Origin of the sequence: Kribbella sp. NPDC051718 (genome assembly GCF_040681515.1) — a bacterium.
Lineage (GTDB): Bacteria > Actinomycetota > Actinomycetes > Propionibacteriales > Kribbellaceae > Kribbella.
Map to the genome: position 1 here is coordinate 504,781 of NZ_JBFAYZ010000003.1, position 23,175 is coordinate 527,955.

The 23,175-nt window shown below is 67.1% G+C and carries 24 protein-coding genes; 10 read left to right on the plus strand and 14 right to left on the minus strand.

Annotated elements, in window-relative coordinates; translation table 11 throughout:
- Nucleotides 1-28: 28 nt before the first annotated feature.
- A complete protein-coding gene (locus tag AB0M15_RS13950; protein WP_363817563.1) occupies nucleotides 29-916 on the minus strand; it encodes a carbohydrate ABC transporter permease in 888 nt (295 codons plus the stop codon).
- A gap of 11 nt (nucleotides 917-927) precedes the next feature.
- Nucleotides 928-1,809 carry a sugar ABC transporter permease gene (locus AB0M15_RS13955; protein WP_363817566.1) on the minus strand — a complete coding sequence of 294 codons (882 nt, stop codon included), beginning with the start codon at nucleotides 1,807-1,809 and terminating at the stop codon, nucleotides 928-930.
- Between the two features lie 114 nt (nucleotides 1,810-1,923).
- Here AB0M15_RS13955 and AB0M15_RS13960 point away from each other — a divergent pair, with 114 nt between their 5' ends.
- Nucleotides 1,924-3,864 carry a DUF4832 domain-containing protein gene (locus tag AB0M15_RS13960; RefSeq protein WP_363817569.1) on the plus strand — a complete coding sequence of 647 codons (1,941 nt, stop codon included), beginning with the start codon at nucleotides 1,924-1,926 and terminating at the stop codon, nucleotides 3,862-3,864.
- Nucleotides 3,865-3,945: 81 nt separating this feature from the next.
- On the plus strand, nucleotides 3,946-4,980 hold the full coding sequence (locus AB0M15_RS13965; protein ID WP_363817572.1) for an ABC transporter substrate-binding protein: 1,035 nt from the start codon (nucleotides 3,946-3,948) through the stop codon (nucleotides 4,978-4,980).
- A 94-nt stretch (nucleotides 4,981-5,074) separates the two neighbouring features.
- On the opposite strand, the gene AB0M15_RS13970 is transcribed toward AB0M15_RS13965, so the two are convergent.
- The gene (locus AB0M15_RS13970) at nucleotides 5,075-5,836 is read right to left on the minus strand and encodes an ABC transporter permease (RefSeq protein WP_363817575.1); all 762 of its coding nucleotides are present in this window, start codon (nucleotides 5,834-5,836) and stop codon (nucleotides 5,075-5,077) included.
- Nucleotides 5,833-6,612 carry an ATP-binding cassette domain-containing protein gene (locus AB0M15_RS13975; protein WP_363817578.1) on the minus strand — a complete coding sequence of 260 codons (780 nt, stop codon included), beginning with the start codon at nucleotides 6,610-6,612 and terminating at the stop codon, nucleotides 5,833-5,835. The genes AB0M15_RS13970 and AB0M15_RS13975 overlap by 4 nt, the downstream gene beginning before the upstream one ends.
- A gap of 700 nt (nucleotides 6,613-7,312) precedes the next feature.
- On the opposite strand from AB0M15_RS13975, the gene AB0M15_RS13980 reads away from it, so the two are divergent.
- Complete coding sequence (locus AB0M15_RS13980; RefSeq protein WP_363817581.1) at nucleotides 7,313-8,341, plus strand: glutathione S-transferase C-terminal domain-containing protein; 1,029 nt, start codon at nucleotides 7,313-7,315, stop codon at nucleotides 8,339-8,341.
- Between the two features lie 70 nt (nucleotides 8,342-8,411).
- A complete protein-coding gene (locus AB0M15_RS13985; RefSeq protein ID WP_363817584.1) occupies nucleotides 8,412-9,455 on the plus strand; it encodes a hypothetical protein in 1,044 nt (347 codons plus the stop codon).
- Here the strand turns inward: AB0M15_RS13985 and AB0M15_RS13990 are convergent.
- From AB0M15_RS13990 to thiO, 6 genes are all read right to left on the minus strand, one after another.
- The gene (locus AB0M15_RS13990) at nucleotides 9,452-10,375 is read right to left on the minus strand and encodes an alpha/beta hydrolase (RefSeq protein ID WP_363817587.1); all 924 of its coding nucleotides are present in this window, start codon (nucleotides 10,373-10,375) and stop codon (nucleotides 9,452-9,454) included. The two genes, AB0M15_RS13985 and AB0M15_RS13990, sit on opposite strands and share 4 nt — an antisense overlap.
- Before the next feature lie 254 nt (nucleotides 10,376-10,629).
- The gene (gene pknB / locus AB0M15_RS13995; RefSeq protein WP_363817590.1) at nucleotides 10,630-12,636 is read right to left on the minus strand and encodes a Stk1 family PASTA domain-containing Ser/Thr kinase; all 2,007 of its coding nucleotides are present in this window, start codon (nucleotides 12,634-12,636) and stop codon (nucleotides 10,630-10,632) included.
- Nucleotides 12,637-12,808: 172 nt separating this feature from the next.
- Nucleotides 12,809-13,795 (minus strand): LysM peptidoglycan-binding domain-containing protein, encoded by a 987-nt coding sequence (locus AB0M15_RS14000; RefSeq protein ID WP_363817593.1) that lies wholly within the window; start codon nucleotides 13,793-13,795, stop codon nucleotides 12,809-12,811.
- A 175-nt stretch (nucleotides 13,796-13,970) separates the two neighbouring features.
- Nucleotides 13,971-14,747 carry a thiazole synthase gene (locus AB0M15_RS14005; protein ID WP_343968566.1) on the minus strand — a complete coding sequence of 259 codons (777 nt, stop codon included), beginning with the start codon at nucleotides 14,745-14,747 and terminating at the stop codon, nucleotides 13,971-13,973.
- Nucleotides 14,748-14,756: 9 nt separating this feature from the next.
- Complete coding sequence (thiS, locus tag AB0M15_RS14010; protein ID WP_363817597.1) at nucleotides 14,757-14,957, minus strand: sulfur carrier protein ThiS; 201 nt, start codon at nucleotides 14,955-14,957, stop codon at nucleotides 14,757-14,759.
- Complete coding sequence (gene thiO, locus AB0M15_RS14015) at nucleotides 14,954-16,108, minus strand: glycine oxidase ThiO (RefSeq protein ID WP_363817600.1); 1,155 nt, start codon at nucleotides 16,106-16,108, stop codon at nucleotides 14,954-14,956. Before thiO ends, thiS begins: the two co-directional genes overlap by 4 nt.
- 42 nt (nucleotides 16,109-16,150) lie before the next feature.
- Here thiO and thiE point away from each other — a divergent pair, with 42 nt between their 5' ends.
- From thiE to AB0M15_RS14030, 3 genes are read left to right on the plus strand one after another with little or no spacing between them, the layout of a single operon-like run.
- Complete coding sequence (gene thiE / locus AB0M15_RS14020; RefSeq protein ID WP_363817603.1) at nucleotides 16,151-16,816, plus strand: thiamine phosphate synthase; 666 nt, start codon at nucleotides 16,151-16,153, stop codon at nucleotides 16,814-16,816.
- A complete protein-coding gene (locus AB0M15_RS14025; protein WP_363817606.1) occupies nucleotides 16,813-17,238 on the plus strand; it encodes a ribonuclease in 426 nt (141 codons plus the stop codon). The genes thiE and AB0M15_RS14025 overlap by 4 nt, the downstream gene beginning before the upstream one ends.
- Complete coding sequence (locus tag AB0M15_RS14030; protein ID WP_363817609.1) at nucleotides 17,235-17,663, plus strand: barstar family protein; 429 nt, start codon at nucleotides 17,235-17,237, stop codon at nucleotides 17,661-17,663. The genes AB0M15_RS14025 and AB0M15_RS14030 overlap by 4 nt, the downstream gene beginning before the upstream one ends.
- Here the strand turns inward: AB0M15_RS14030 and AB0M15_RS14035 are convergent.
- Nucleotides 17,641-18,336: a DUF2071 domain-containing protein gene (locus tag AB0M15_RS14035; RefSeq protein WP_363817612.1), complete on the minus strand. Its 696-nt coding sequence runs from the start codon at nucleotides 18,334-18,336 to the stop codon at nucleotides 17,641-17,643. The two genes, AB0M15_RS14030 and AB0M15_RS14035, sit on opposite strands and share 23 nt — an antisense overlap.
- The gene (locus AB0M15_RS14040) at nucleotides 18,314-18,655 is read right to left on the minus strand and encodes a DUF4180 domain-containing protein (protein ID WP_363817615.1); all 342 of its coding nucleotides are present in this window, start codon (nucleotides 18,653-18,655) and stop codon (nucleotides 18,314-18,316) included. Before AB0M15_RS14040 ends, AB0M15_RS14035 begins: the two co-directional genes overlap by 23 nt.
- Before the next feature lie 65 nt (nucleotides 18,656-18,720).
- Between AB0M15_RS14040 and AB0M15_RS14045 the strand changes: the two genes are divergently transcribed.
- Nucleotides 18,721-19,128 carry a helix-turn-helix domain-containing protein gene (locus AB0M15_RS14045; RefSeq protein ID WP_363817618.1) on the plus strand — a complete coding sequence of 136 codons (408 nt, stop codon included), beginning with the start codon at nucleotides 18,721-18,723 and terminating at the stop codon, nucleotides 19,126-19,128.
- Nucleotides 19,129-19,132: 4 nt separating this feature from the next.
- Here AB0M15_RS14045 and AB0M15_RS14050 read toward each other — a convergent pair whose 3' ends face one another.
- Nucleotides 19,133-20,203: a polyprenyl synthetase family protein gene (locus AB0M15_RS14050; RefSeq protein WP_363817620.1), complete on the minus strand. Its 1,071-nt coding sequence runs from the start codon at nucleotides 20,201-20,203 to the stop codon at nucleotides 19,133-19,135.
- A gap of 58 nt (nucleotides 20,204-20,261) precedes the next feature.
- Here AB0M15_RS14050 and metF point away from each other — a divergent pair, with 58 nt between their 5' ends.
- Nucleotides 20,262-21,176: a methylenetetrahydrofolate reductase [NAD(P)H] gene (gene metF, locus AB0M15_RS14055; RefSeq protein WP_363817623.1), complete on the plus strand. Its 915-nt coding sequence runs from the start codon at nucleotides 20,262-20,264 to the stop codon at nucleotides 21,174-21,176.
- Between the two features lie 18 nt (nucleotides 21,177-21,194).
- Complete coding sequence (locus AB0M15_RS14060; RefSeq protein ID WP_344838295.1) at nucleotides 21,195-21,725, plus strand: histidine phosphatase family protein; 531 nt, start codon at nucleotides 21,195-21,197, stop codon at nucleotides 21,723-21,725.
- Here AB0M15_RS14060 and AB0M15_RS14065 read toward each other — a convergent pair.
- Nucleotides 21,722-23,173 carry an alpha/beta hydrolase gene (locus AB0M15_RS14065; protein ID WP_363817626.1) on the minus strand — a complete coding sequence of 484 codons (1,452 nt, stop codon included), beginning with the start codon at nucleotides 23,171-23,173 and terminating at the stop codon, nucleotides 21,722-21,724. The genes AB0M15_RS14060 and AB0M15_RS14065 overlap by 4 nt on opposite strands.
- Nucleotides 23,174-23,175 lie beyond the last annotated feature (2 nt).

The window sequence follows — 23,175 nt, forward strand, 5'->3', positions numbered from 1 at the left end:
CCGATGAATGGTTGCTGACGGCAAGGAACTACTTGCCGCCGGTGAAACTGAGTGACTGCACCAGTCGCTTCCCCAGAAAGACGAGCAGCAGCAGGACCGGCAGGACCGACAAGGTGGAAGCGGCCATCAGGCCGGTCCAGTCCGGTTGGGTGTTGGGCGATTGCTGCAGGAACACGCCCAGGGCGACGGTCACCAGGCGGTGCTCCTCGCCCCGGCCGACCAGCAACGGCCAGAGGAAGTCCTTCCACGCCCAGACGGTGGTGGTGAGGCCGATCGTGATCAGCGGCCCACGGCTCATCGGCATCGCGACCCGCCAGAACATTCCCCACGGCCCGACGCCGTCCAGGGTCGCCGCCTCCTCGACCTCCCGGGGCAGCGAGAGGAAGAACTGCCGCAGGAAGAAGACCGCGAACGGCGTCATCAGGATCGTCGGCGCGACCATACCGGCCATCGTGTTGATCCAGCCGAGCTGTTTGACCAGGATGAAGTTCGGCAGCAGGGTGAAGATCGGTGGCACCATCAAGGCGGAGACCAGCAGCGTGAAGGCCAGGTCGCGACCGGGGAACCGCAGCCGGGCGAAGGCGTATCCGGCCATCGAGCACAGCAGGGTCTGCACGCCCGCGATCAGCCCGCAGTAGATCACCGAGTTCAGCAGGTACCGGCCGAAGTCCAGGTGTGCGCCGGAGCCACCCGCCGCCCTGGCCTCCGCCTCGGTGGTCAGGCCGAGTACGCGGGCGAAGTTGATCAGCGTCGGTTGGTGGGGGAGCAGCGAACTGCTGTCGTTGTAGAGGTCGGCGGCCGGCGTGAGCGCGGTGCGGATCATCCAGTAGAACGGGAAGGTCGTCGCGAGCAGGAAGACGGCCAGGAAGACCCAGGCCAGGACGCGTCCCGGGGTTCGGCGGTTGGAAGATCGCATCGCTTGGCCTCTCATGCCAGGTCCGAACTCGACGCCCGGAGCAGGCGGAGCTGGACGAAGGTGAACACTCCGAGCACCAGCGCGAGGAAGACCGCCGCCGCGGCCGCGTAGCCCATGTGGAAGTAGCTGAAGGCCTGCTGGTAGATGAAGAAGTAGATGACCCGGGTCGCGGACACCGGTCCGCCCTTGGTGGTGACCGCGACGGTGTCGAAGATCTGGAACGAGCCGATCAGCGACACGACCAGCACCAGGGCGAGTACCGGTCGCAGCAGCGGCATGGTGATCCGGGCGAAGATGCGCAGTTCGCCGGCCCCGTCGATCGCCGCGCTCTCGTATAGGTGTTGCGGGATCTGCAGCATCCCGGCGTACAGGAGGAGAGCGGTGTAGCCGGTGTAGGCCCAGGTGTTGATCCCGGCGACCGCCGGCATCGCCCAGTGTGCGTCGGTGAAGAAGCCGACCGGGCCGAGGCCGACCGCGTGCAGGAGATGGTTGACGAGTCCGAGGTTGGTGTCCAGCAACCACATCCAGAGCAGGCCGATCGTCACGTTGGGCACCAGCCAGGGCAGAAGCAGCGCTGCCCGGAGTACGACCGAACGGGTCAACCTGTGCATCAGGGCGGCGACGACCAGAGCCAGCACGGTCTGCGAGCTGATGTTGAGCACGACGTAGTACGCCGTGACGAGCATCGAGCTCCAGAACTGCCTATCGGTCAGCAGGTCGGTGTAGTTCTCCGTGCCGACGAACGACGGGGTGCCGAGCATCGTGTAGTCGGTAAGTGAGTACCAGACGCCGCGAACCGCCGGATAGGCGTAGAAGACGGCGAATCCCACCAGGACCGGCGCGACGAACCACCATGCGACCCGCCGGTCGTCCCGTTGTCTGGCTTGGCCCATTGCTGTCCCTCGATCGGCTCCGGCGAACTCTTGTCAGGCGGCTCGCTCTGGACTAATGATGTAGTTATTCGGAAGTTTGTCAACACTTCTTCATATTCGCCCCGAGGAGAAGCCATGCCCCTTCGCATCCGCGGCCGCCGCCTGCTGGCCGCGCTCACCGCCGTCACGGCCGCGCTCAGCCTGAGCGTCGCGGCGGTGACCCCGGCCGGCGCGGCGCCCGCCGGACCACCGTCCCGGCCAGCGCCACCAGCCAGCCCTGATCCGGCCCTGCAGGCGCACACGCTGCAGGCCGCCGACGGCCCGCTCGACAATCCACTCAAGGGGTTCGCGCGGTTCTACTCGCCGGGCGCGAACCAGAACACCGGCTACCCGCACGCGCTGACGTGGGGCTACTTCGGCTTGTCAGAGGTGATGACGAACGCCGCGAACTGCGGCAGCTACAACTGGAGCATCCTCGACAACATGCTGGCCGAGACCGCCGCCCAGGGGAACCAGGCCGCGATCCGCTTCTACATGGTCTATCCCGGTGGCACGGGCAGCCATCCGGCCAACGCGATCCCGTCCTGCTTCAACGGTCAGGTCAACTACCGCACCGACACGTACTGGAACGTCACCGAACCCGACTACGACAGCCCGTACCTGGTGAACGCGCTGAAGAACTTCATCGCGGCGTTCGGGGCCCGGTACGACGGCGATCCGCGGCTCGGATTCGTCCACCTCGGCCTGATCGGACTCTGGGGCGAGTGGCACACCTGGCCGTACGACACCGACACGGCCGACGGGTTGCCCAACTACATGCCGACCGACGCGAACGGTGCGCAGATCATCACCGCCTACGACAACGCGTTCAACACCACCAAGCTCGAGCTCCGCTATCCCGATGCGGCCGGCGGGGCGGCGAACAGTCGCGACGTCGGGTATCACGATGACTCGTTCTGTTACCGGGAGGGGTCGCCGCTCGCGGGTGTCACGCTTCCACAGTCGCTGGGCGGAGCGTCGTACTCGCAACTGCAGCGCAACCTCGGTACCGGTACGGAGAACAAGTGGATCAACGACTCGATGGGTGGTGAGGTGCGGCCGGAGATCCAGTCCGTTGCCTTCGACAACTGGCCGGGTGGCTCCGGCGCCGTCGACAACATGAAGGCCTGTCTCGAGCTCGAGCACACCACCTGGAAGATCAACGAGCAGTCGGCCAACTACTCGCCGGGCAACGCCAATGTGGGCGCTGCGGTTCGGCTGATGGGCTACAACCTGACGGTGAACAAGGCGTACTTCCAGAACACGGCGAGCGGTACGACCAACCTCGGCGTACAGATCAGCAACACCGGTGTTGCCCCCTTCTACTACCCGTGGAAGGTGACGGTGGGGTTGAAGAACAGCGCCGGCACGGTCGTGCAGAGCTGGGACACGACCTGGGATCTGCGCACGATCCAGCCGCTGAAGATCCGTGCCTTCCCGGACTGGAATGTCGGTGCGGATCCGACGTACCGCGACTTCGGCTATCCGCAGTACTTCCAGACGCCGGTCAACCTGGCAAACGTGGCCCAGGGCAACTATCAGTGGGTACTCCGGGTGAAGAACCCGCTCGAGGCGACCTCGGCCAACGCCAAGAAACTACGCTTCGCCAACGCGACCCAGAACGCGGACGGATGGGTCGGACTCGGGTCCGTCACGGTTGGTACTGGCGGCAGTGTGCCTGTGAACTATGAGGCCGAGGCGGGCAGCCTTGCTGGTGGGGCGGTCGTTTCGTCGTGCTCCGCGTGCTCGGGCGGTTCGAAGGTCGGGTACATCGGTAACAACTCCGGCACGTTGTCGATCCAGAACGTCAACGGCGGATCCGGCGGCGCGAAGCCGATCACGATCTACTACGCCTCCGCCGTCGCCCGGACCGCGACGGTCAACGGCCAGTCGGTCAGCTTCCCAGCCACCGCCGACTGGAACACCGTCGGCTCCGTCACGGTAACCCGCACGCTGGTGGCGGGCACCACCAACACCATCTCCTTCACCAACTCCACCGGCTGGGCCCCGGACATCGACCGGGTAGTTGTCGGCTAGCTGGACAGGACCCCACGGCTGCTAGGTTTCTCGATGCCTGGCAGCCCTGGGGTCCGGGCCTTCTTGCTTTGGGAGCCCTGCATGCCCGCACCTGCCATCCAGATCGGCGTACTCGCCCCACTGACTCCACCTGGCTGGAGCGAGGCCGGCCTGAATCTCCTTGCCGGGATGGAACTCGCGGTCCGGGACGTCAACGAGGCTGGTGGGATCACCGGCCGCCCGCTCGAACTCCTGATCCGAGACACCGCCGCCGACCCGTCTCGAGCTTCTGCAGCCGTGGACGAGTTGGCGGCGCTTGGTGTTGTCGCCTTGGCGGGGGAGTACCACAGCGTCGTCGCCCGCGCGGTCGCCGCTCGAGCCGATGCCCTGGGCGTTCCTTTCCTCTGCTCATCGGCTGTCCTCGACGATCTCACAGAAGAACCAACAGACTGGGTCGCCCGCCTGGCCCCACCGCAGTCCCGGGGCTGGCGCCTCTACGCCGACTACCTGCTGGGCGCGGGCCATACGCACATCGCGGTCGCTTCCCAGCCGAGCGTGTACTGGGCAACCGGTACCACCATCCTGCGGGAGTACATCGCAGTCACCGACCTCGACGCGGGCGCGCTCACCCCTGAAGCGCTATGCGACGAACTCGCCGACAGCCACGCAACGGCTCTCCTTCTCCTGGTTGGCCACCCGATGCCAGCCGTACCGATCGTCAAGGCCGTCCGCCAGGACCCGCGCCTAACCGGCGTCTTGCTCGGTGCGCCGGCCGGCCAACCGGAGTTCTCCGAATGGGCGGAGTTGCTTGGGGATGACGGCGCCGGAATCCCCTTCCTGCGTTACCTCCCCGAGCGGCTGACCGCACTCGGCGAACGAGTCCGTGAGCAGCTGCCGGACGCCCCATCCTTCGTCGCCTTCGAGGGGTACGACACGATCACCGTCCTCGCCGACCTACTGCGCTCCCACGGCAAGGCAGCGGCTTGGTCGAGCGTCGCCGTCGACGGCACTCGCGGAAAGATCCAGTTCAGCCGCGTACCGGGCATCAGTGTCTGGCAATGGCCCGCACCCCCGATCCAGGTCGCCGACCGCGACCCGACTGCCCCCGATCGATTCCGGATCCTCCCCGCCGGTTAAGGCTCTTGGCCGGATCAGGAACGGGGAGGATCCTGCCCCCGGATCGGCGCAATCGCCTCCCCAGTCGTGGGCAGAATCCTCCCAGGAGTCCAAGCTAGGCGATTTGGCGGCGGTACGTACGGATCGCGAACAGGTAGCCGACGACGAGGATGCCAAGGCACCAGGCGAGCGCGGCCCAGATGTCATTGCCGACCGGCTGCTCGGCGAACAACCGCTGAATCGTGTTGACGATCGAGGTGACCGGCTGGTTCTCGGCGAAGGCGCGAACCGGGCCGGGCATCGTGTCGGTGGGGACGAAGGCCGAGCTGATGAAGGGCAGGAAGATCAGCGGGTACGAGAACCCAGCGGCCCCGTCGACCGACTTGGCCGACAGTCCGGCGAGGATCGCGATCCAGGTGAGCGCCAGCGTGAAGAGCAGCAGGATGCCGGCCACCGCGAGCCAAGCCAGCGGCCCTGCGGAGGTACGGAATCCCATCACCAACCCGACCAGCACGATGATCACCACCGAGATCGCGTTCGCGACGAGCGAGGTCACCACGTGCGCCCACAGGACGGACGAGCGCGCGATCGGCATCGAGTGGAACCGTTCGAAGATCCCGCTCTTCATGTCGGTGAACAACCGCACCGCCGTGTAAGCGATCCCCGACGCGATCGCGATCAGCATGATGCCCGGCAGCAGATAGTTGACGTAGTGGTCGGTACCGGTCTTGATAGCCCCGCCCAGCACATACACGAAGAGCAGCATCATCGCGATCGGCGTGATCGCGGTGGTGATGATCGTGTCCGCGCTACGGAAGATGTGCCGCAGCGACCGGCCCAGCAGTACGCCGGTGTCGCCGAAGAAATGCGTGGTCATGCCTGGACCTCTTTACTGTCGTTCCCAACGAGGGCGAGGAAGATGTCTTCCAGAGTCGGCTGCTTCTCGACGTACTCGACCTTTGCCGGCGGAAGGAGTTTCTTCAGCTCGGCGAGAGTGCCGTTGGCGATGATGCGGCCCTGGTGAAGTACCGCGATCCGATCCGCGAGCTGCTCGGCCTCGTCCAGGTACTGCGTGGTGAGCAGAACCGTCGTACCGCCTTCGGCCAGCTCCTTCACCACCTTCCACACGTCGATCCGCGCCTCGGGGTCGAGCCCGGTCGTCGGCTCGTCGAGGAAGATCACCTTCGGCCGGCCGATCAGGCTCATCGAGATGTCCAGTCGCCGGCGCATACCTCCGGAGTACGTCGATACCTTCCGCGAGCCCGCGTCGGTGAGGTTGAACCGGCTCAACAGCTCGTCAGCCACCTGGCCGGGGTTCTTCAGGTGCCGCAACTTGGCCACCATCACCAGGTTCTCCCGCCCGGTGAGGATCTCGTCGACCGCGGCGAACTGCCCGGTCAGACTGATCGACTCCCGGACCCGCAGCGGCTCGGCCGCCACATCGAACCCGTTGACGACGGCGGTACCGGCGTCCGACCGCAGCAGCGTGGACAGGATCCGTACGATCGTGGTCTTGCCGGCCCCGTTCGACCCGAGCAGCGCAAAAATGCTCCCCGGCGCCACCTCGAAGTCCACACCCCGCAACACCTGCAACTCCTTGAACGACTTCTCCAGCCCCCGTACCTGGATCGCCGGGCCTTCTTGTGCCGTCATCACACTGCTCCTACCGTCGCGCTTGCCGATGTGCTCATGACGACCATGCTGTCCACCACCCCTGACACGGCGCTGACACGGCGCACCCGCGGAAAAGACCCCCACGCTGCCTCGCCCGCTCGCTCCGCCGTCTCTCCCGCCTCGGCGCTCCCGCCCACCCGGGGTTTGCGCTCCTGCGTCGCGCGAAAGCGAGAGCAGGCACCCGCCCGCCCGTAACCGACCCGCCATTCGCGAACCCGCTCGCCTCGGCTCGCCTGGAACCGACCTCAGCCAGAGTCGAGGTGGACCTGCGTAGGCCAAATCGACTTCATCGACCAAAGCGCGTAGGCCCCCGCCTGTAGCGGGATCGCCCTAACGCAGGGTGGGACTGAGGCCCACTCGGCAGAGGAGCAGAACGTTGAGGACGTTCAGCCGAGTGGGAGGCCAGATCTGATGGTGCGGCGGACGTGGGTCAGGGGCGTCGGCTGCGTCGGTCTAGGCAGGTTGTGCGTCTTCGCATCCATGGCATCGCGCGCCTGGTGGCACTGGGAGGTCTCGGCCGTCGACTCGTCCGCCGGGAGTACGCGGCCAGGGTTGCTCGCGAGTTGATCACCTGGGCGTGGCGAGTGCCTACTGTCGATTCGCGCGACGGAGGAGCGCAAACCAGGGTGGGTGGGAGCCGGTGAGTGGTGAGTGACGTAGGAGCGAGCGGCGAGGTGGCATGGGGGACTCGCGGGTGGGGGATGCTTGGGGGGTGACGGTTAAAGGGGAGTTCGAGCGGGACAGTGCATACATCGGGACTCGGATTACGGCGGATGGGCGGGAGGGGTTTGCGGTAGAGCCGGGGCGGTATCGGTTGGTGGCGGCTCGCGCTTGTCCTTGGGCCAATCGGGCGATCATCGTGCGGCGGCTGCTGGGGTTGGAGGACGTGCTGTCGATCGGGTTCTGTGGGCCGACGCATGATCAGCGGAGTTGGACGTTTGATCTTGATCCGGGTGGGGTTGATCCGGTGCTGGGGATTCCTCGGTTGCAGGATGCGTACTTCAAGCGCGATCCGAGGTACCCGAAAGGGATCACGGTGCCGGCGATCGTTGATGTGCCTAGCGGGGCTGTGGTGACCAATGACTTTGCGCAGATGACGCTTGATCTGTCGACGGAGTGGACGGCGTACCAGCGGGAGGGGGCTCCGGATCTCTACCCGGAGGCGTTGCGGGGCGAGATCGATGAAGTTGCCAAGCGCATCTATACCGAGGTCAACAACGGGGTGTACCGGGCCGGGTTCGCGGGGTCGCAGGAGGCTTACGAGGCTGCGTACGATCGGCTGTTTGTCGCGCTCGACTGGCTGGCCGAGAGGTTGCGGGATCGGCGGTACCTGGTGGGGGACACCATCACTGAGGCTGATGTTCGGCTGTTCACTACGTTGGTTCGGTTCGATGCGGTGTATCACGGGCACTTCAAGTGCAATCGGAACAAGCTGACTGAGATGCCGGTGCTCTGGGCGTACGCGCGGGATCTGTTTCAGACGCCGGGGTTCGGGGACACGGTCGACTTCGTGCAGATCAAGGAGCACTACTACGTGGTGCATACCGGGATCAACCCGACGCAGATCGTTCCCAAGGGGCCGGATCTGTCCGGCTGGCTCACGGCGCATGGGCGGGAGGCCTTGGGCGGAAGGCCGTTCGGCGACGGTACTCCGCCGAGCCCGACCAGCGGCAGAGAGCAGGTGGCCGCGGGCCACGGCGCCGGCTGAACCACCGATCCAGCCGCAGGCCTTCGCCTACACCACCAACCCAGGTCCGGCCGCGGCCTAGGCTTGGGTTATGAGCTTTTCTCAGGCTGGGTCGAATCGTCCGGAGTGGTTCAAGGTTGCTTCGGCTCAGGGTGGGGAGGGGGTGGACACACCCGCTGGGGTGCCTGGTGGGGACTCCGACGTGCAGGAGCGGCGGCAGGGCGCGGTTACCCAGGCTGGGCCGCCTGGATTGAGCCGGTTGCTCAGTAGCGAGGAGCGGCGGGCGGTGGCTAGGGCCGCTGGACGGCCGAATACCGCGGCGGCGGCGCTCCGGGATGTGGTGACGGATCTTGATCTGATGCTGCTTCAGGCGGCGAAGCATGTGCGGGACAGCGGCGGGAAACGGTCACGCCGCAAGTTCCGGAAGGCCGTACCGCAGCTCGTGACGGCGGCTGAGTTGGCCGAGTTGCCGCTCGGCGAGGTTGCTGAGTTCCTCGGGGTCTCGGCGGAGGCGGTGGACGAACTGCTGCCCCGCCTGGTCGAGGTCGGTGGGATCGGGCCCGATGACCGCGCCGCGGTGTTGCAGGGGATCGAGGATCTGCGGGATCAACTGCAGCAGGTCCAGATCGGGGTGGATCACTCGCTGCTCGACCGGCTGATCGGCGTGATCCTTCGGTTCACGCTGCTGATCGGGATTGCGATCGCGGCAACACCGCTCGGTGCGTTGGCGGTCGGGGATCCGGTGATGAACGAGGCGATCAAGACCGGCGTGATCGCCTTGGTGGCGCTGGCTCTACAGCAATTCGCGGACCTCGTCGCGGCTGCGCGCGATCGGGACGCCGACCAGACACTGGCGAGCGAGGCGCATGCTGCACTGCTCGCGGAGTTGACGGCTGCGGCGAGTCTGTCCGACGTACCGGCGTACGACGGAGAGCACGCGGTACTGCGGTTCCGCCTCGAGTTGCGTTGTGCCCGGGCGCGGGTCGCCGTACTGCCTCTGACCTGGCCCGAGAAGGAGCAGTACTGGCTAGAGCTCGACCAGGTACTGCGATCCCTGCACAACGCGGAGTTCACCGACTTCGACGCCCAACGCCGCGTCCTCCGAGAGCTGACCCCGACGAACGGTGGTGACTAGAGGTCGGCCAGGAAGGTGAGGAGCGCTTGGGTGACTTCAGAGGGGCGTTCCTCGGGGATCCAGTGGCCGCAGCCTGGTAGGTCGAGCACGCCGCGGAGGTCGGGGACGATCTGGGGGAGTTGCTCGATGAAGTCCGGCGGGTAGAAGGTACGGACCACGTCGTCGCCGCCGGCGATGAAGAGGGCAGGCGGGGTGATCTGCGCGTCCTGCCAGGGTGTGGTGAGGGCCCAGTTGCGGTCCATGTTCCGGTACCAGTTCAGCGGTCCCGTGAATCCGTTCCGCTTGTACTGCTGTGCGTACTGGTCGATGTCGTCCTCGGTCAGCCACGACGGCAGTTCGTCGACCTCGCGGGTGCTGGCGAGGAAGCCGTTGCCGGTGATCGGGGAGGCGAGGCCGCCCATCACCCGGAGGAAGCTGGTGTGGAGGTCGGCGTTGAGTTCGGCGTCGGCGGTACCGGGCTCTTGGAAGTAGAGCTGGTAGAAATCCGGGCCGAAGTGTTCACGCACGGAGGCGAGAGTCGGTACTGGGCCGCGCTGCGTGGGAGGTACCGACAACCCCGCGACGCCACGCACCAGATCCGGTCGCAGCAGCGCGGTGTGCCAGGCGACCGGGGCGCCCCAGTCATGGCCGACCACCGCGGCACTCTCCTCGCCGAGCGCGTGGACGAGAGCGACGACGTCACCGACCAGGTGAAGGATGGAGTAGTCGGTGACGTCAGTTGGCGCGTCGGTACCGCCGTACCCGCGCTGATCGGGCGCGACGACCCGGTACCCGGCATCGGCCAGCGGCTGGATCACGTGCCGCCAGGCGTACCAACTATCCGGGAACCCGTGCAGCAACAGAACCAAGGGCCCTTCACCCTGCTCGGCGACGTGCATGGTCAGACCGTTGACGCTCAACTCGCGGTGAACGAGGCTCAAGATGGACTCCAATCCAAGTCATCCCGAGGCTATCTCGTTGCATAACGCAACGGTCTTGAGTACTGACGTTCATCGATCGTCGCTTCCTCCGCGCCCTCCTCCAAACCTCTGGTCATCAACCTGTAGGAACCGTGCATAGCAACAGGCAGTAGTGCGCTGGGACCGGGCGAGGTGACGCTCAGGGAGTGCTCGCGATGGCGGGTTGGGCGGACTACTACCTGTTCTTGAGTACGCCGCCTGGTCTGGTGGGGGTCTTACAAGACTGTGACGGTGACTGTGGTGCCGGGTTTGGCCAGTTGGTTGGCGGCGGGGGATTGGCCGGCTACCAGGTTGAGGCCGAGGTTGAAGGGGGCTTTTTCGACCTTTACGAGGAAGCCGGCTTCGGTGAGGATTTGTTGGGCGTCGGCCAGTTTCTTGCTGCGGACGTTGGGGACCTTTCGCAGCGCCGGGCCCTTCGAGACGACCAGGGTGACCTTGTCCTTGGCGAACAGGGTGCCGCTGTTGGGGGTCTGCGAGATGACCTGACCCTCAGGGATCTGCTCGTCGAACTGGTCGGTGCGGGTGACGGTGAAGCCGGCCTTCTTGAGGGTCCGGGTTGCCTCGCGGACCGGTTTGCCGGTGAGGTTCGGGACCGCGATCGGCTTCTTGCCCTTGCTGATCGCGAGGTTGACCGAGTCGCCGGGTTTCATCACCGAGTCGAATCTGGGCGAGAAGATGATCACCCGGCCGGTCGGGACGGTCTCGCTGTAGGCCTGGCTGACCTGGCCGACGTTCAGCTTGATCGACTCCAGCGCACGTCGGGCCGCCTCCTCGTCGAGACCCTTGAGTTGCGGTACGCGGTAGCGCTCAGGTCCCTTGGAGACGGTGAGTTCGATCTCGCCCTCCTTGCGAATGCGCGAGCCGGGCTCGGGGTTGGTCGCCATGACCTCGCCCTTCGCCACGTCCTCCGAGTAGTCCTGGTTGGCCAGCTTGGTCGTCAGCCCGGACTCGCTCGCCTTCGTCTTCGCATCGGCCGCCGTGATCCTCAGCAGGTCGGGCGTCGAGGTGTAGCGGTGTACGCCGTAGAACCACGCCGCCGTCCCGATCCCGATCGCCAGGGCCAGTACGCCGATAAGCGCGATGAACCCCCGCCCCCGCCGCTCCGGCCGCCGAGCAACCGTGCCGGAAGGCCCACCGGATCCACCAGAACCCGAGGCCTGCCGCGTCGCCCCAGCCGGTCGCAGCAAGGACTGAGCAGGCTCGTACGGTACGACGATGGTGTCGTTCCGCGGCGGCTGCTCCACCTGCTCGACGTACGCGTTCCCACGCGAGTACCCATCGTCGTACTCGTTGTCCTGCCGCATCTGCTGAATCGGCACAGTCAGGTCGCCGGTCAGCTCGGGATCGTCCGGCAGCCCTTCCTCGATCGCGCTGCGGACCCGGTGGACCTGACGGCTGAAGACCCGCGCGTCGGCCGGCCGGAGATCGCGATCGCGCGCAGTGGCCCGCTGCACCAGCGCATCGACGTACGGCGGGATGCCCGGTACGAGTTGCGATGGCGGCGGTACATCGGCGTGGACGTGCGCGTACGCGACCTGGATGGGCGTATCGCCGGTGTGGGGCTTGCTGCCGGTCAGCAACTCGTACAGGAGGATCCCGGACGAGTAGACGTCGGAGCGTGCGTCGGCGCGGCCGTCGGTGACGAGTTCGGGGGCCAGGTACGAGACTGTGCCCATCAACAGGCCCTGCGTCGCGGTGTTGCCGGTCGTGGTGACCGCGCGGGCGAGGCCGAAGTCGGCGACCTTGACGGTGCCGTCGTTGGAGATGAGCACGTTCTCGGGCTTGATGTCGCGGTGCACGATGCCCGCGTCGTGGGCGGCCGAGAGAGCGGACAGCACCGGGGCGAGCAGGTCCAGCGCCCGCGCGGGCGGCAGCGGCGACTGCTGGCGGATCACGTCACGCAGCGTGCGGCCGGGCACGTACTCCATCGCGAGGAACAGCGTGTCGTCGTCGGTGCCCTGGTCGAAGACGGCGACCACGTTCGGGTGCGAGAGCTTGGCGGCGGCCCGGGCCTCGGCGACGAACCGGCGGCCGAACTCGGCGTCGTCGCCCATCCCGAGGTGCATCACCTTGAGCGCGATGATCCGGTCGAGCCGCATGTCGAGGGCCTCGTAGACGGTCGCCATGCCACCCTTGGCGACCCGCGAACCCACGCGGTACCGCCCGTCGAGCACTCGCCCGACAAGGCGGTCGCCCAGCTGGGTGCCTACGTCTTCCGTCACTTGCGGTGAGCCGCCTCTCAAAGCTGTCTGCCCTGAGAGTGTAAATAAGCCGCAAGGTCGCGCCTCCACCGCCGCGCCGCGTAGGGCGTGTCAGGGTAACTAGCTGCGTGCTGCGCGGCACTCGGCACGGCACCTCCTCGCGACTGCAGCTAGCTACCCTGACACGCCCGCCCTACCGGAGCGGGTTCCAGCCCTTCTCGAACTGTGTTTTCAGGCGTAGAACGCTCTTCACGTACTGCTTCGTGTCCGGGTACATCCCGTTCCGCCGGACGCCGCCGAGGCCCTGGTAGTAGCCGGCCACCGCGATGTCGAGCTTCGCCGCGGAGGTCAAACGATTGAGCAGGACGACCCCGGCGGTGACGTTGTCCTGCGGCTTGAGCAGGTCGAGCCGGCGGCCGACGAAGCTGGAGGCGAACTTGCCGGTCGACGGGATCACCTGCATCGTGCCGATCGCGTTGGCGGGGGAGACGACCCGCTGCTTCCAGCCGGACTCCTGCCAGGAGATCGCCAGCGCCAGCTCGGGGTCGACGTGGTACCGCTTGGCCGTGTGGATGATCATCGTCCGCATCTGGGCCCGGGTCGGCAGCTTGCGCTTGCTCAGGGCGGCGCGGTTGGCGTCCGCGGCCGAGACGATGTGGTCGGCGTAGGTACGGCCCGCGAAGGTGTTGTTCTTGGTCTTCTTCCGAGCGACAGGCTTCTTCTGGGCGACCGGCTTGGCGACGATCTTGACCGGGATCAGGATCTGCTTGCCGATGTAGATGTGGTCGGTAGCGCGAAGCCCGTTCGCGGCCAGGAGGTTGGCCTGCGAGCAGCGGAAGCGTTTGGCCAGCTTGCCGATCGTGTCGCCGGCCTTCACGACGTACGGAACCCGGCCGCCGGCCAGGGACTTCTTCTTCACCGGGCTCTGCTTGGGCGCCTTGCCCGGCAGCTGGAGCACCTCGCCGGCGTAGATCGCGTTGCCGTTGCCGGGCAGGTTGTTCAGCGCGACCAGGGTCCGGACGTTGGTCCCGTACGTCGCCGCGATCTGGCTGAGTGTGTCACCGTGCTTCACCTTGTACTGCCCGAAGCCGGGCGAGCCGGCCGTGATCACGCCGGCCGCGAGCAGCGGGACCGCGAAACCAGTCGTTACCCGCAGGACTTTTCGCCACGTGTTGCCCATCTTTCCATCTCCCCGTGTGAATGTCCCTTGACGGTAAGTGGTGGTACAGATGTGACAACAGGTGCGCATGGGTCGTTTGTTACGGCTGTGATGAAAAGGTAACAATTCAAGGCTGAACTACATGATTGTGGTTCACAAATGAATGTTTGCCGCCAGCAACTGGTGCCGAAGGCACCTAAAGTGACGCCCGGCCATCCAACGGTGACGAGGCCTGCGCGGAGTGGTAGCGGCGCGGGATCCGCCCCGCCAGCAAGGCGCCCCGCCCAGCCGTCACGGCGTCGCGCATCGCGGCAGCCATCAGGGCGGGTCGCTCGGCCCGGGTCACGGCGGTAGCGAGCAGTACGGCGTCGCAGCCCAGCTCCATCGCCAGGGTCGCGTCACTCGCCGTCCCGATGCCAGCGTCGAGCACGATCGGCACCTTGGCCGCCTCGACGATCATGCTGATGTTGTGCGGGTTCCGAATCCCCAGCCCCGAACCGATGGGGGAGCCGAGCGGCATCACCGCCACGCACCCGACCTGCTCCAGCCGCCGGGCCAGGATCGGGTCGTCGTTGGTGTAGGCGAGCACGGAGAACCCGTCGGCTGCCAAGGTCTCAGCCGCATCCAGCAGCTCCACCGGGTCAGGCAGCAGGGTGTGATCGTCCGCGACGACCTCGAGCTTGATCAGGTCCGTCTGCAAGGCCTCCCGCGCCAGCCGCGCAGTGAGCACGGCCTCGCCCGCAGTGAAACACCCAGCAGTGTTGGGCAGTACTGCGATGTCGTGCTTGCGGAGCACATCGAGGACAGACCCCTGCTGGCTCGGGTCGAGCCGCCGCAGCGCCACCGTCGTCAGCTGAGTACCGGACGCGACCAGCGCCTCCTCCAGTACTTCGAGACTCGGCGCCCCGCCGGTACCCATCACCAGCCGCGACGTGAACTCACGACCCGCGATCACCAGGGTGTCGTCACTCATGCTTCCTCCTCAACCGCCCTGGACCGCGGTGAGAATCTCCACCCGGTCGCCTTCGGCCAGCGTCGTCCCGGGCCACTCTGTCCGGGTCACCACAGCCTCGTTCACCGCCACCGCCACACCGACCGGGCTACGCGCCCACCGCTCAACCACTTCGGCAACCGTGGTCCCAGCGCTGATCTCCTCGGCACTACCGTTGACGAGCACGTTCATGGCGTCACCTTAACTTCGGTGAAGCGGGTCGCTTGGAACGGTCTCGCCAACGGCGGGAGGACGCCGGTATGGACCGTCTCGGCGATGATCTGTGCGGTAATCGGAGTCAGCAGTACTCCGTTGCGGTAGTGCCCGGTCGCCCACAGCAGGCCGTCGACGCCGGACGGCCCCAGGATCGGGGCGTTGTCGGGTGTAGCCGGCCGCAATCCGGCCACCGCCTCCACGAGCTCCAGCTCATCCACCAGGGGCAGAATCATCCGCGCATCCCGCAGAAGCGCGAACACCCCACCAGCGAGCACCCGGGTGTCGTAGCCGAGCTCGGAGGTGGTCGCCCCGACAACCAGCTCGCCGCCGGGCCGCGGTACGAGGTAGACGGCGAACCCGCGAGCAGTGGCCCGCACTGTGTGGCTGAGAGCAGGCCGGTACGCCGGGGGCACCCGTAGACGCAGGATCTCGCCCTTGAGCGGCCGGACGGGGATGCGGAGTTCGGCCGGGATGCCGTCCAACTGGGACGACCAGGGGCCGGCTGCTGCGATGACCTGGCCGGCGTGGATGGCCGACCCGTCCTCTAGCTCGACACCGACTGCCGTAGTACCGGTGATCAGGACTCGGTTGACGCGTTGGCGGACCAGTTGGACGCCGGTTAGCTCGGCTGCTCGGAGCAGGGTGGAGACGGCTTGGCGGTTGTCGACGGAGTGGTCGCCGGGAACCCAAACGCCGGCGGTGACTCCAGCGGCCAGGAGCGGCTCGCGTTTGCGGGCCTCTCGGCCGGTGAGCTCCTCGACCTCCAGGCCGAGTCGCCGCTGGTACTCGGCCAGCCTGCGGATCGCTGCCGCGTCGTCGACGTCGTACGCCACCGAGAGAGTCCCGGTGCGATGCAGGCCGGCAGGCTCGCCGGTCAAGGTCTCCAGCTCTGCAGCGAAGGCGGGCCACGCGGCGATGCTGGCCAGGTTGAGGGCGAGCAGTTCGTCCTCGCCGTACTCGACCTCGGTGACCGGGGCGAGCATGCCGGCGGCGACCGAAGAGGTCTGGCTGCCGGGTGTCGGGTCACATACCGTCACCTGGATACCGTCTACAGCGAGTCGCCAGGCAGTCGCGAGGCCGATCAGCCCCGCGCCGATGATGACGACATCGCAGGTTCGCTCAGCCATGCCGCCAAGACTACGTCTGTATACACATGGCAGGCTGACCCTGTGACTGAGCACACCGCAGACGCCGGGCTGCGTGACCGGCTGGCCGACGCCCACCTCTACCTGTGCACGGACGCCCGGGAGAAGCAGGGCGACCTCGAGCAGTTCCTGGACGCCGCGCTGGGTGGTGGCGTCGACATCGTGCAACTGCGGCAGAAGGACCTGGAAGCAGCAGACGAGCTGGCGCACCTGGAGGTGTTCGCGGACGCCTGCAAGCGGCACGGCAAGCTGCTCGCCGTCAACGACCGCGCCGACATCGCCTTCGCCGCTGGCGCCGACATCCTGCATCTCGGCCAGCGGGATCTGCCGGTCCGGGCGGCGCGTGCCATCACGGGGATGGAGCCGGTCATAGGCCGCTCCACCCACACCTTCAGCCAGGTGAACGCCGCTGTCGATGAGCACGGCTCGGACTACTTCTGTGTCGGCCCGACCTGGGCGACGCCGACCAAGCCCGGTCGTGCGGCCGCTGGGCTCGAGTTGGTCTCGTACGCCGCCAGTCGTCAGTCCGCCAAGCCATGGTTCGCCATCGGCGGGATTGATCTCGACAGGCTGGACGAGGTCGTCGAGGCGGGGGCGACGCGGGTGGTCGTCGTCCGGGCGATCACTGAAGCCGATGACCCGGCTGAGGCGGCAGGGGAGTTCAGTCGGCGGCTCCGGAGTGCCGGATGATCAACAACCCGAGGACTGCGCGGATCATCGCCGCGGTGGTCGTCGCGATGCTGGTGATCACTCTGGCCGCGTCGCTGTTCGGCTGTAGCTCGTCGGACACCGCGACCAAGGAGAAGCCGGGTAAGGACCCGGTCAGCGGCCTGATGTTCGTGTCTTCGGCCGACCTGCCGAAGGAGGCCCAGCAGACGCTTGCGCTGATCGACAAAGGCGGGCCGTACCCCTACAGCCGCGACGGGGTCGTCTTCAGCAACTTCGAGAAGCTCCTGCCGAAGCAGAACAAGGGTTACTACCACGAGTACACCGTGAAGACCCCCGGCGAGAAGGATCGCGGCGCTCGTCGGATCATCACCGGTAACAGCGACGAGCGTTACTACACTGACGACCACTACAAGTCGTTCCGCCGGATCCAGGAGGACGGATGACTGAGCTGCGCACGCTGTTGAGCGACGGCTTGCGCCCGGGCGTCTACCGGTGGCACTCCAAGCTCACCCACGACGAGGTACGCCGCAGCGTCACCGCGGCCGGCTGGAACTTCGTGCTGCTCGACACGACGAGCGTGAACGACAAGACCGGCTTCCTGGACGTCTGTGCGACCGCCTTCGACCTACCGCGCTGGTTCGGGCGCAACTGGGACGCACTGGCCGACTCACTGAGCGACAGGTCGACAGGGGAGCCGGAGGTCGTGCTCTGGGACGGCTGGCGCGACCTGCTCGACCACGACCACGACACGGTCGACGTGGCGCTCCAGATCTTCGCCGAGGACGCCAACGAGTCGGGTCAGCTGCGGGTGCTGCTCCGCGAGGCCGACGACGTACCGGACCTGGTCACCGAGATACCGGTCCTCTAGGCAAGCCGAACCGGGCCGGTACTCCGGTACTGAAGGCCACATGGTCTGGCGGGCGACTGCTGAGCTCGCCTAGTCCGACGGAGGCGAGCAGACCCCTGTCCTCAAACCGGTGGAGCTCCGCTCGGTGCAGGACCCAGGGCGGGTGCTCGTTGGGCATGTACCACGTACGGCCGGCCCTGCTGAGGTGTAGACCCCAGCGGGCGGTCAGGAAGTGCTCCAGTGGCCCAGGCTCTAGTTGCTCGCCTACCTGTGTCTCGATCGTGCTGCTGGCGTTGATGCGCGGCCAGCGGAGCGTCGAGCTGTAGGTGTGGCGCCCGTCCGCTGCATGGTGCTCCATGCGTGCCCAGCGGTAGGGGATACCGAGGGTGCTGCGCGATCCGGCCACCAGGGGAAGCCAGTTGGTGTCGAGGCTGAGGAACACCACGCCTCGACGGCCGCTGGTGTCTACGGAGTACAGGCGGACGTTGGTCTCCAGGAAGGACCGGAACATGACCATCCGGAAGGGCACCAGGCCGACGTACGTCCGTCCCTCGAACGTGTCAGGCCTGGTGCCCGCCGGGAAGTACTGGGCCACCCTGGCCGGCTCTACTGCCCAGTGGATGAACGACAGGTCGAGCCACCGCTGCCGGAGCACCCGCGGCCGGGCTAGCTCAGGTGCCTGCGGCCACGTCATGCAGGCAATCTAGCGCCGCCTGGTCCGGTACGAACTTCAGCTGCCGCCCGCGGTTCGCCTCCCGCACCCAGTCCCGGAACGGCTTGCTGGCCGCTTCGTGCGCCGACACGTCGCCGAGCACGACCAGGCCCATCCGGTAGGTGACGAACTTCTGCACGATCGCGCCCGCCACCCCGCTGCTCAACTGGAAGAACTCCGGCGGCAGCAGTTCGACCGGTACGACCAGCCACTCGGCCTGATGCCAGTAGTGCGCGTCCGCGATGGCATCGACCGCGTCCTGCTCGCTCCCGATCATGGTGGTCGCGCGATAGGTCCGCAAAGTACCGTATCCTTCCCTTAAATGTGATCTATAGGGAATTCTAAGGCATGTGATAGGGATCTAGCGTGTTGTTTTCGGTGGAGCAGGTGGCGGAGCAGTTGGGGCTGCACGTGCGGACGGTGCGCAGCTACGTCCGGGACGGCAAGCTGAACGCGGTCCGGATCGGGAAGCAGTACCGGATCAGCCGGGAGGATCTCGAGGCGTTCACGGGGATCCCGGCCGTCGACGACGGTGGCGCGAGCGAGCGGCGGGTCGAGGTGTCGAGCATCGTGCAGGTCGACGCGATCGACCGGGCCGGCGCCGACCGGATCAGCACGCATCTGGGTGCGGCGGTCAGCCAGGGCGGGCTCGGGCGGCTGCGGGTCGAATCGGCGTACGACGAGGACCGCAGCAGCCTCAAGCTGATCATCCTCGGCGAACCGGAGGTGACTGCCGACCTGCTGCGGGTGGTGGCGTTGCTAGCGAAGGCCTGACAGCTCAGACATGGCGGGCGGTGGCGGCGATGGCCAGGTCGGCGAGTGCCTTGCGGGAGGTCTCGTCGTCGATCGGGGCGCGGTCGAGCGCGTCGAGGGCGTCCTCGGTGCGATCGGTGATCAGGTCCTCGCAAGCCTGCACCGCGCGGCTGTCCTGCAGGATCTCGCGCAGCAACTGGATCTCGTCGTCGTCCAGATCGGCCCGCCCGAACAGCCGGTTGAACTCGTTCAGCTGCACCTCCGACGCATGCTCGACCGCGTACGCCGTGAGCACCGTCCGCTTCCCCTCGCGTAGATCGTCCCCGGCCGGCTTCCCGGTCAGTGCCGGATCCCCGAAGACCCCCAGCAGGTCGTCCCGCAGCTGGAACGCCTCACCCAACGGCAGCCCGTACGCCGACAGCGCATCGATCAGGTCTTGTCCGCCCCCACCGAGGGCCGCGCCGATGTGCAGCGGCCGCTCGACCGTATAGGTGGCCGCCTTGTACCGCAGTACGCGGAGGGCCCGGTCCATGTCGGCCTCACCCGACGCCTGGGCGACCAGGTCGAGGTACTGCCCGGCCGTCACTTCCACCCGGACCGCGTCGAAGAACTTGGAAGCAGCCGCCAACGCAGCAGCGTCGAAGCCCGACGTGTGCAGCATCTCGTCGGCCCAGATCAGGCAGAGGTCGCCGAGCAGGATGGCCGCGCCGATCCCGAAGCCGACCGGGTCGCCGCCGTTGCCGGTCTTCTCCGACCGGGCCCGCTGCAGCGCCTCGAAGCGACGATGGGCGGCCGGTGCTCCCCGGCGTACGTCGGAGGAGTCCATCACGTCGTCGTGCACGAGCGCGCTGACGTGCAGCATCTCCAGACTGGCCGCCGCCTTCAGGATCGGCTGCTTCGGGTCGCCGCCCGCTGCCCGGAATCCCCAGTAGCAGAAGGACGGTCGCAGCCGTTTACCGCCGCTGGTCGCGTCGCGGGCGGCCTGGACCTGCTCCTGGAGTTCCGGTCCGATCGCGGCGAGCCGCACCTGCTGGATGTCCAGGAAGGCGGTCAGAGCGTGCTGGATCTCGGTCGGGATGTCTGCGTCGGCATACACGTCTCGGAGGGTAGTCGGTCCGCGCACGGAGCCCCATGCCCCGGGTAGCCTTGGCCTCATGGCAACCGGTCTCCCGTCCACCCTCCCGGGCAGTACGCCGACGATCCGCGAGCTGCTGTCGGGCGACCAGCCATCCTTCTCCTTCGAGTTCTTCCCGCCCAAGACCCCCGAGGCGGAGGAGGTGCTGTGGCACTCGATCCGCGAGATCGAGCAGCTGCGGCCGACCTTCGTCTCGATCACGTACGGCGCCGGCGGCACCACTCGTGACGGCACGATCCGGGTCACCGAGCGGGTCGCCCAGGACACCTCGCTCACTCCGCTCGGCCACTTGACCTGCGTTTCGCACTCGCGGGACGAGCTGCGCTCGGTTGTCGGCGCGTATGCCGGGGCCGGCGTCCGCAATGTGCTCGCTCTGCGCGGCGACCCGCCGGGTGGCCCGTCGCAGCCGTGGGTCGCGCATCCCGAGGGGCTGAACCACGCGATCGAGCTGGTCGAGCTGGTTCGCGAGCTGGGCGACTTCTGCGTAGGGGTGGCGGCGTTCCCCGACAAGCATCCGGAGGCGGCGGACTTCGAGACCGATGCCCGCGTGCTCGCGGCGAAGGCGGCGGCCGGCGCCGACTATGCGATCACCCAGATGTTCTTCGGCGCGGACGACTACTTCCGGCTGGTCGAGCGGGCCTCGGCGCTGGGCTGCGACATCCCGATCCTGCCGGGCATCATGCCGGTGACGAACATCAAGCAGATCGAGCGGATGGCCTTGCTGACCGGCATGGCGCTGCCGTCAGTGGTGACGGATCGGCTGCATGCGGTCTCCGACGACCCGGCCGCGGTCCGGGCTGTCGGTATCGAGATCGCGAGCGAACTGTCCGACGCGCTGCTCGCCGGCGGCGCACCAGGCATCCACTTCATCACCCTGAACCGCTCGACGGCGACCCGTCAGGTATTCCGCAACCTACAGCCAGCGGTCGTCTAGACGCCCTATCCTGGCCGGATGGCTGACCCGTCGGATCTCCTGATCGACCGCACCCTGGTACTGCTCCGGCACGCGAAGGCGGTGCCGCCCGAGTCGATGCCCGACCTGGAGCGGCCCCTCGCCGATCGCGGCCGGGCCGACGCCGCCGCGGCCGGCCGCTACTTGGTTGCCCAAGGCATCGAAGCTGAGCTGGTCCTGTGCTCGCCGTCGATCCGTACCAGGGAGACCTGGCAGTACGCCGCCGAGGCCGGCGCAGTGGCGACCGACGTCTGGTACGACCGGCGGATCTACAGCGCCGGCACCGAGGAGTTGCTGCAGGTCATCTACGACGTCCCGGCCGAGGTCCGGACGGTGGTCGTCGTGGGCCACGCCCCGGGCATCCCGTGGCTCGCGGACGAGCTGGCGCTGGACGGCACCAGCCCGAACCGCGTCGAGCTCACCCAGAAGTACCCGACCTCAGGTCTGACAGTCCTGCACACCACGAGCCGCTGGGCCGACCTGGGCGCGGATGATGCAGACCTGGTCGACTACGTCATCCCACGCGGTTAGGCAGCCGGCCTAGAGGCCGGGCAGTTGCCGTTGGCCGGCAGCTTGCCGGTCAGCCAGTACTTCGCCGCCGGTATGTCGGTACACGGGTTGTCTGTGAACAGGTACGACGCATGGTTGCCACCGGCATCGACGAGCAGCCGTGATCCGGGCAGCACGAGTTGCATCCGCTGCGCACCGACCAGCGGCGTCGGGCCGTCGTACCGGCCCTGGAGCAGCAGGATCGGCGGGACCTTGCTCGAGCCGATCCGCTCGGCCTTCGCGGGACCGACGGGCCAGAACGCGCAGGGGGCGCTGTACCAGGTGTTCAGCCACGCATAGTGGGGTGCCAGGCGATCCGAGCGCACAGTGTCGCGGTGCCAGCGGGACCAGGTGCGTGGCCAGCCCTTGTCGTTGCAGTTGTAGGCGAGCTGCGCCGGGTCGACCCCCAGAGCCAGTTGGTCAGCTGCGCTGAGCAGTCCTTCCGGGTTGCCCTTGAGGTAGTCGGTGACGGCCTCAAGCAGCGTCGGCCACGAGTCCTCGGTGTACATGCTCGAGGCGAGCATGTCGTCGAGCTCAGGCTTGCCGACCTTGCCACTGACCGGCTTGGCCGCCAGCCCTGCCCGGATCCGCTCCCAGGTTTTGGCGACCGCCTGTCCGGTCTTGCCGAGGTGGTAGGTCTTGTCGTTGGCCGCTACCCAGCTGAACATCTGCTGGGTGCGCTGCTCGAGTGCCACGTTCTGCTCGAAGCCTGACTGGTAGGTGCTGACCAGTGGGTCGACCACGCTATCCAGGATGAACCGGCCCACGTGCTGCGGGAACATCGTCGCGTAGGTCGCCCCGAGCTTGGTGCCGTAGCTGTAGCCGAGGTAGTCGATCTTCTGCTTGCCGAGCGCGATCCGGATCCGGTCCATGTCCCGGGCGGCGTTCTCGGTGGTGATGTACGGCAGCAGCCACTTGGCCTTGGCTCCGCACTGGTCTGCCACCTTCTTGGCCAGGGCGACGCGCTGCTGCTCCTGCTTGGCGTTGGCGGGCTTGTAGGGCAGGGCCGGATGAGGGCTCAGCTTGGTCAGGTCACCGCAGTCGACCGGCGTACTGGCGCCAACACCACGCGGGTCGAAGCTGAACACGGAGTACTGGTCGGCCACTGCCTGGGGGAGCGCCGCGGAGACCAGCTTCTCGGTGCCGATCCCCGAGGCGCCGGGGCCGCCCGGGTTCACCAGCATGAAGTGTGGCGAGCTCAGTGAGCCGTTGGCCGACAGCGTCAGGGTGATCTGCCGACCAGTGGGATTGCTGTAGTCCAGCGGGACCAGCAGCTTGGCGCAGTACACGCCGCGGGGTGCGCCCGCGGAGTCCGGGCACGCACCCCACTTCAGCTTCGGGGTTGCCGCACTGGCAGTGACCAGGGGAGCGCTGAGCAGCGCGGTTGCGACAACGAGTGCCGCACCGCGCGTCAGGTGGTTCTTAGTCAAAG

Coding starts and splice junctions, on each gene's coding strand:
- AB0M15_RS13955 (WP_363817566.1), bottom strand. CDS start 1,809: ATGGGCCAAGCCAGACAACGGGACGACCGGCGGGTCGCATGGTGGTTC.
- AB0M15_RS14000 (WP_363817593.1), bottom strand. CDS start 13,795: ATGGGCAACACGTGGCGAAAAGTCCTGCGGGTAACGACTGGTTTCGCG.
- thiO (WP_363817600.1), bottom strand. CDS start 16,108: ATGGCTGAGCGAACCTGCGATGTCGTCATCATCGGCGCGGGGCTGATC.
- AB0M15_RS13950 (WP_363817563.1), bottom strand. CDS start 916: ATGCGATCTTCCAACCGCCGAACCCCGGGACGCGTCCTGGCCTGGGTC.
- AB0M15_RS13965 (WP_363817572.1), top strand. CDS start 3,946: ATGCCCGCACCTGCCATCCAGATCGGCGTACTCGCCCCACTGACTCCA.
- AB0M15_RS13980 (WP_363817581.1), top strand. CDS start 7,313: ATGGGGGACTCGCGGGTGGGGGATGCTTGGGGGGTGACGGTTAAAGGG.
- AB0M15_RS13975 (WP_363817578.1), bottom strand. CDS start 6,612: ATGACGGCACAAGAAGGCCCGGCGATCCAGGTACGGGGGCTGGAGAAG.
- AB0M15_RS14060 (WP_344838295.1), top strand. CDS start 21,195: ATGGCTGACCCGTCGGATCTCCTGATCGACCGCACCCTGGTACTGCTC.
- metF (WP_363817623.1), top strand. CDS start 20,262: ATGGCAACCGGTCTCCCGTCCACCCTCCCGGGCAGTACGCCGACGATC.
- AB0M15_RS14035 (WP_363817612.1), bottom strand. CDS start 18,336: ATGACGTGGCCGCAGGCACCTGAGCTAGCCCGGCCGCGGGTGCTCCGG.
- AB0M15_RS13960 (WP_363817569.1), top strand. CDS start 1,924: ATGCCCCTTCGCATCCGCGGCCGCCGCCTGCTGGCCGCGCTCACCGCC.
- AB0M15_RS14025 (WP_363817606.1), top strand. CDS start 16,813: ATGATCAACAACCCGAGGACTGCGCGGATCATCGCCGCGGTGGTCGTC.
- thiS (WP_363817597.1), bottom strand. CDS start 14,957: ATGAACGTGCTCGTCAACGGTAGTGCCGAGGAGATCAGCGCTGGGACC.
- AB0M15_RS13985 (WP_363817584.1), top strand. CDS start 8,412: ATGAGCTTTTCTCAGGCTGGGTCGAATCGTCCGGAGTGGTTCAAGGTT.
- AB0M15_RS13970 (WP_363817575.1), bottom strand. CDS start 5,836: ATGACCACGCATTTCTTCGGCGACACCGGCGTACTGCTGGGCCGGTCG.
- AB0M15_RS14005 (WP_343968566.1), bottom strand. CDS start 14,747: ATGAGTGACGACACCCTGGTGATCGCGGGTCGTGAGTTCACGTCGCGG.
- AB0M15_RS14030 (WP_363817609.1), top strand. CDS start 17,235: ATGACTGAGCTGCGCACGCTGTTGAGCGACGGCTTGCGCCCGGGCGTC.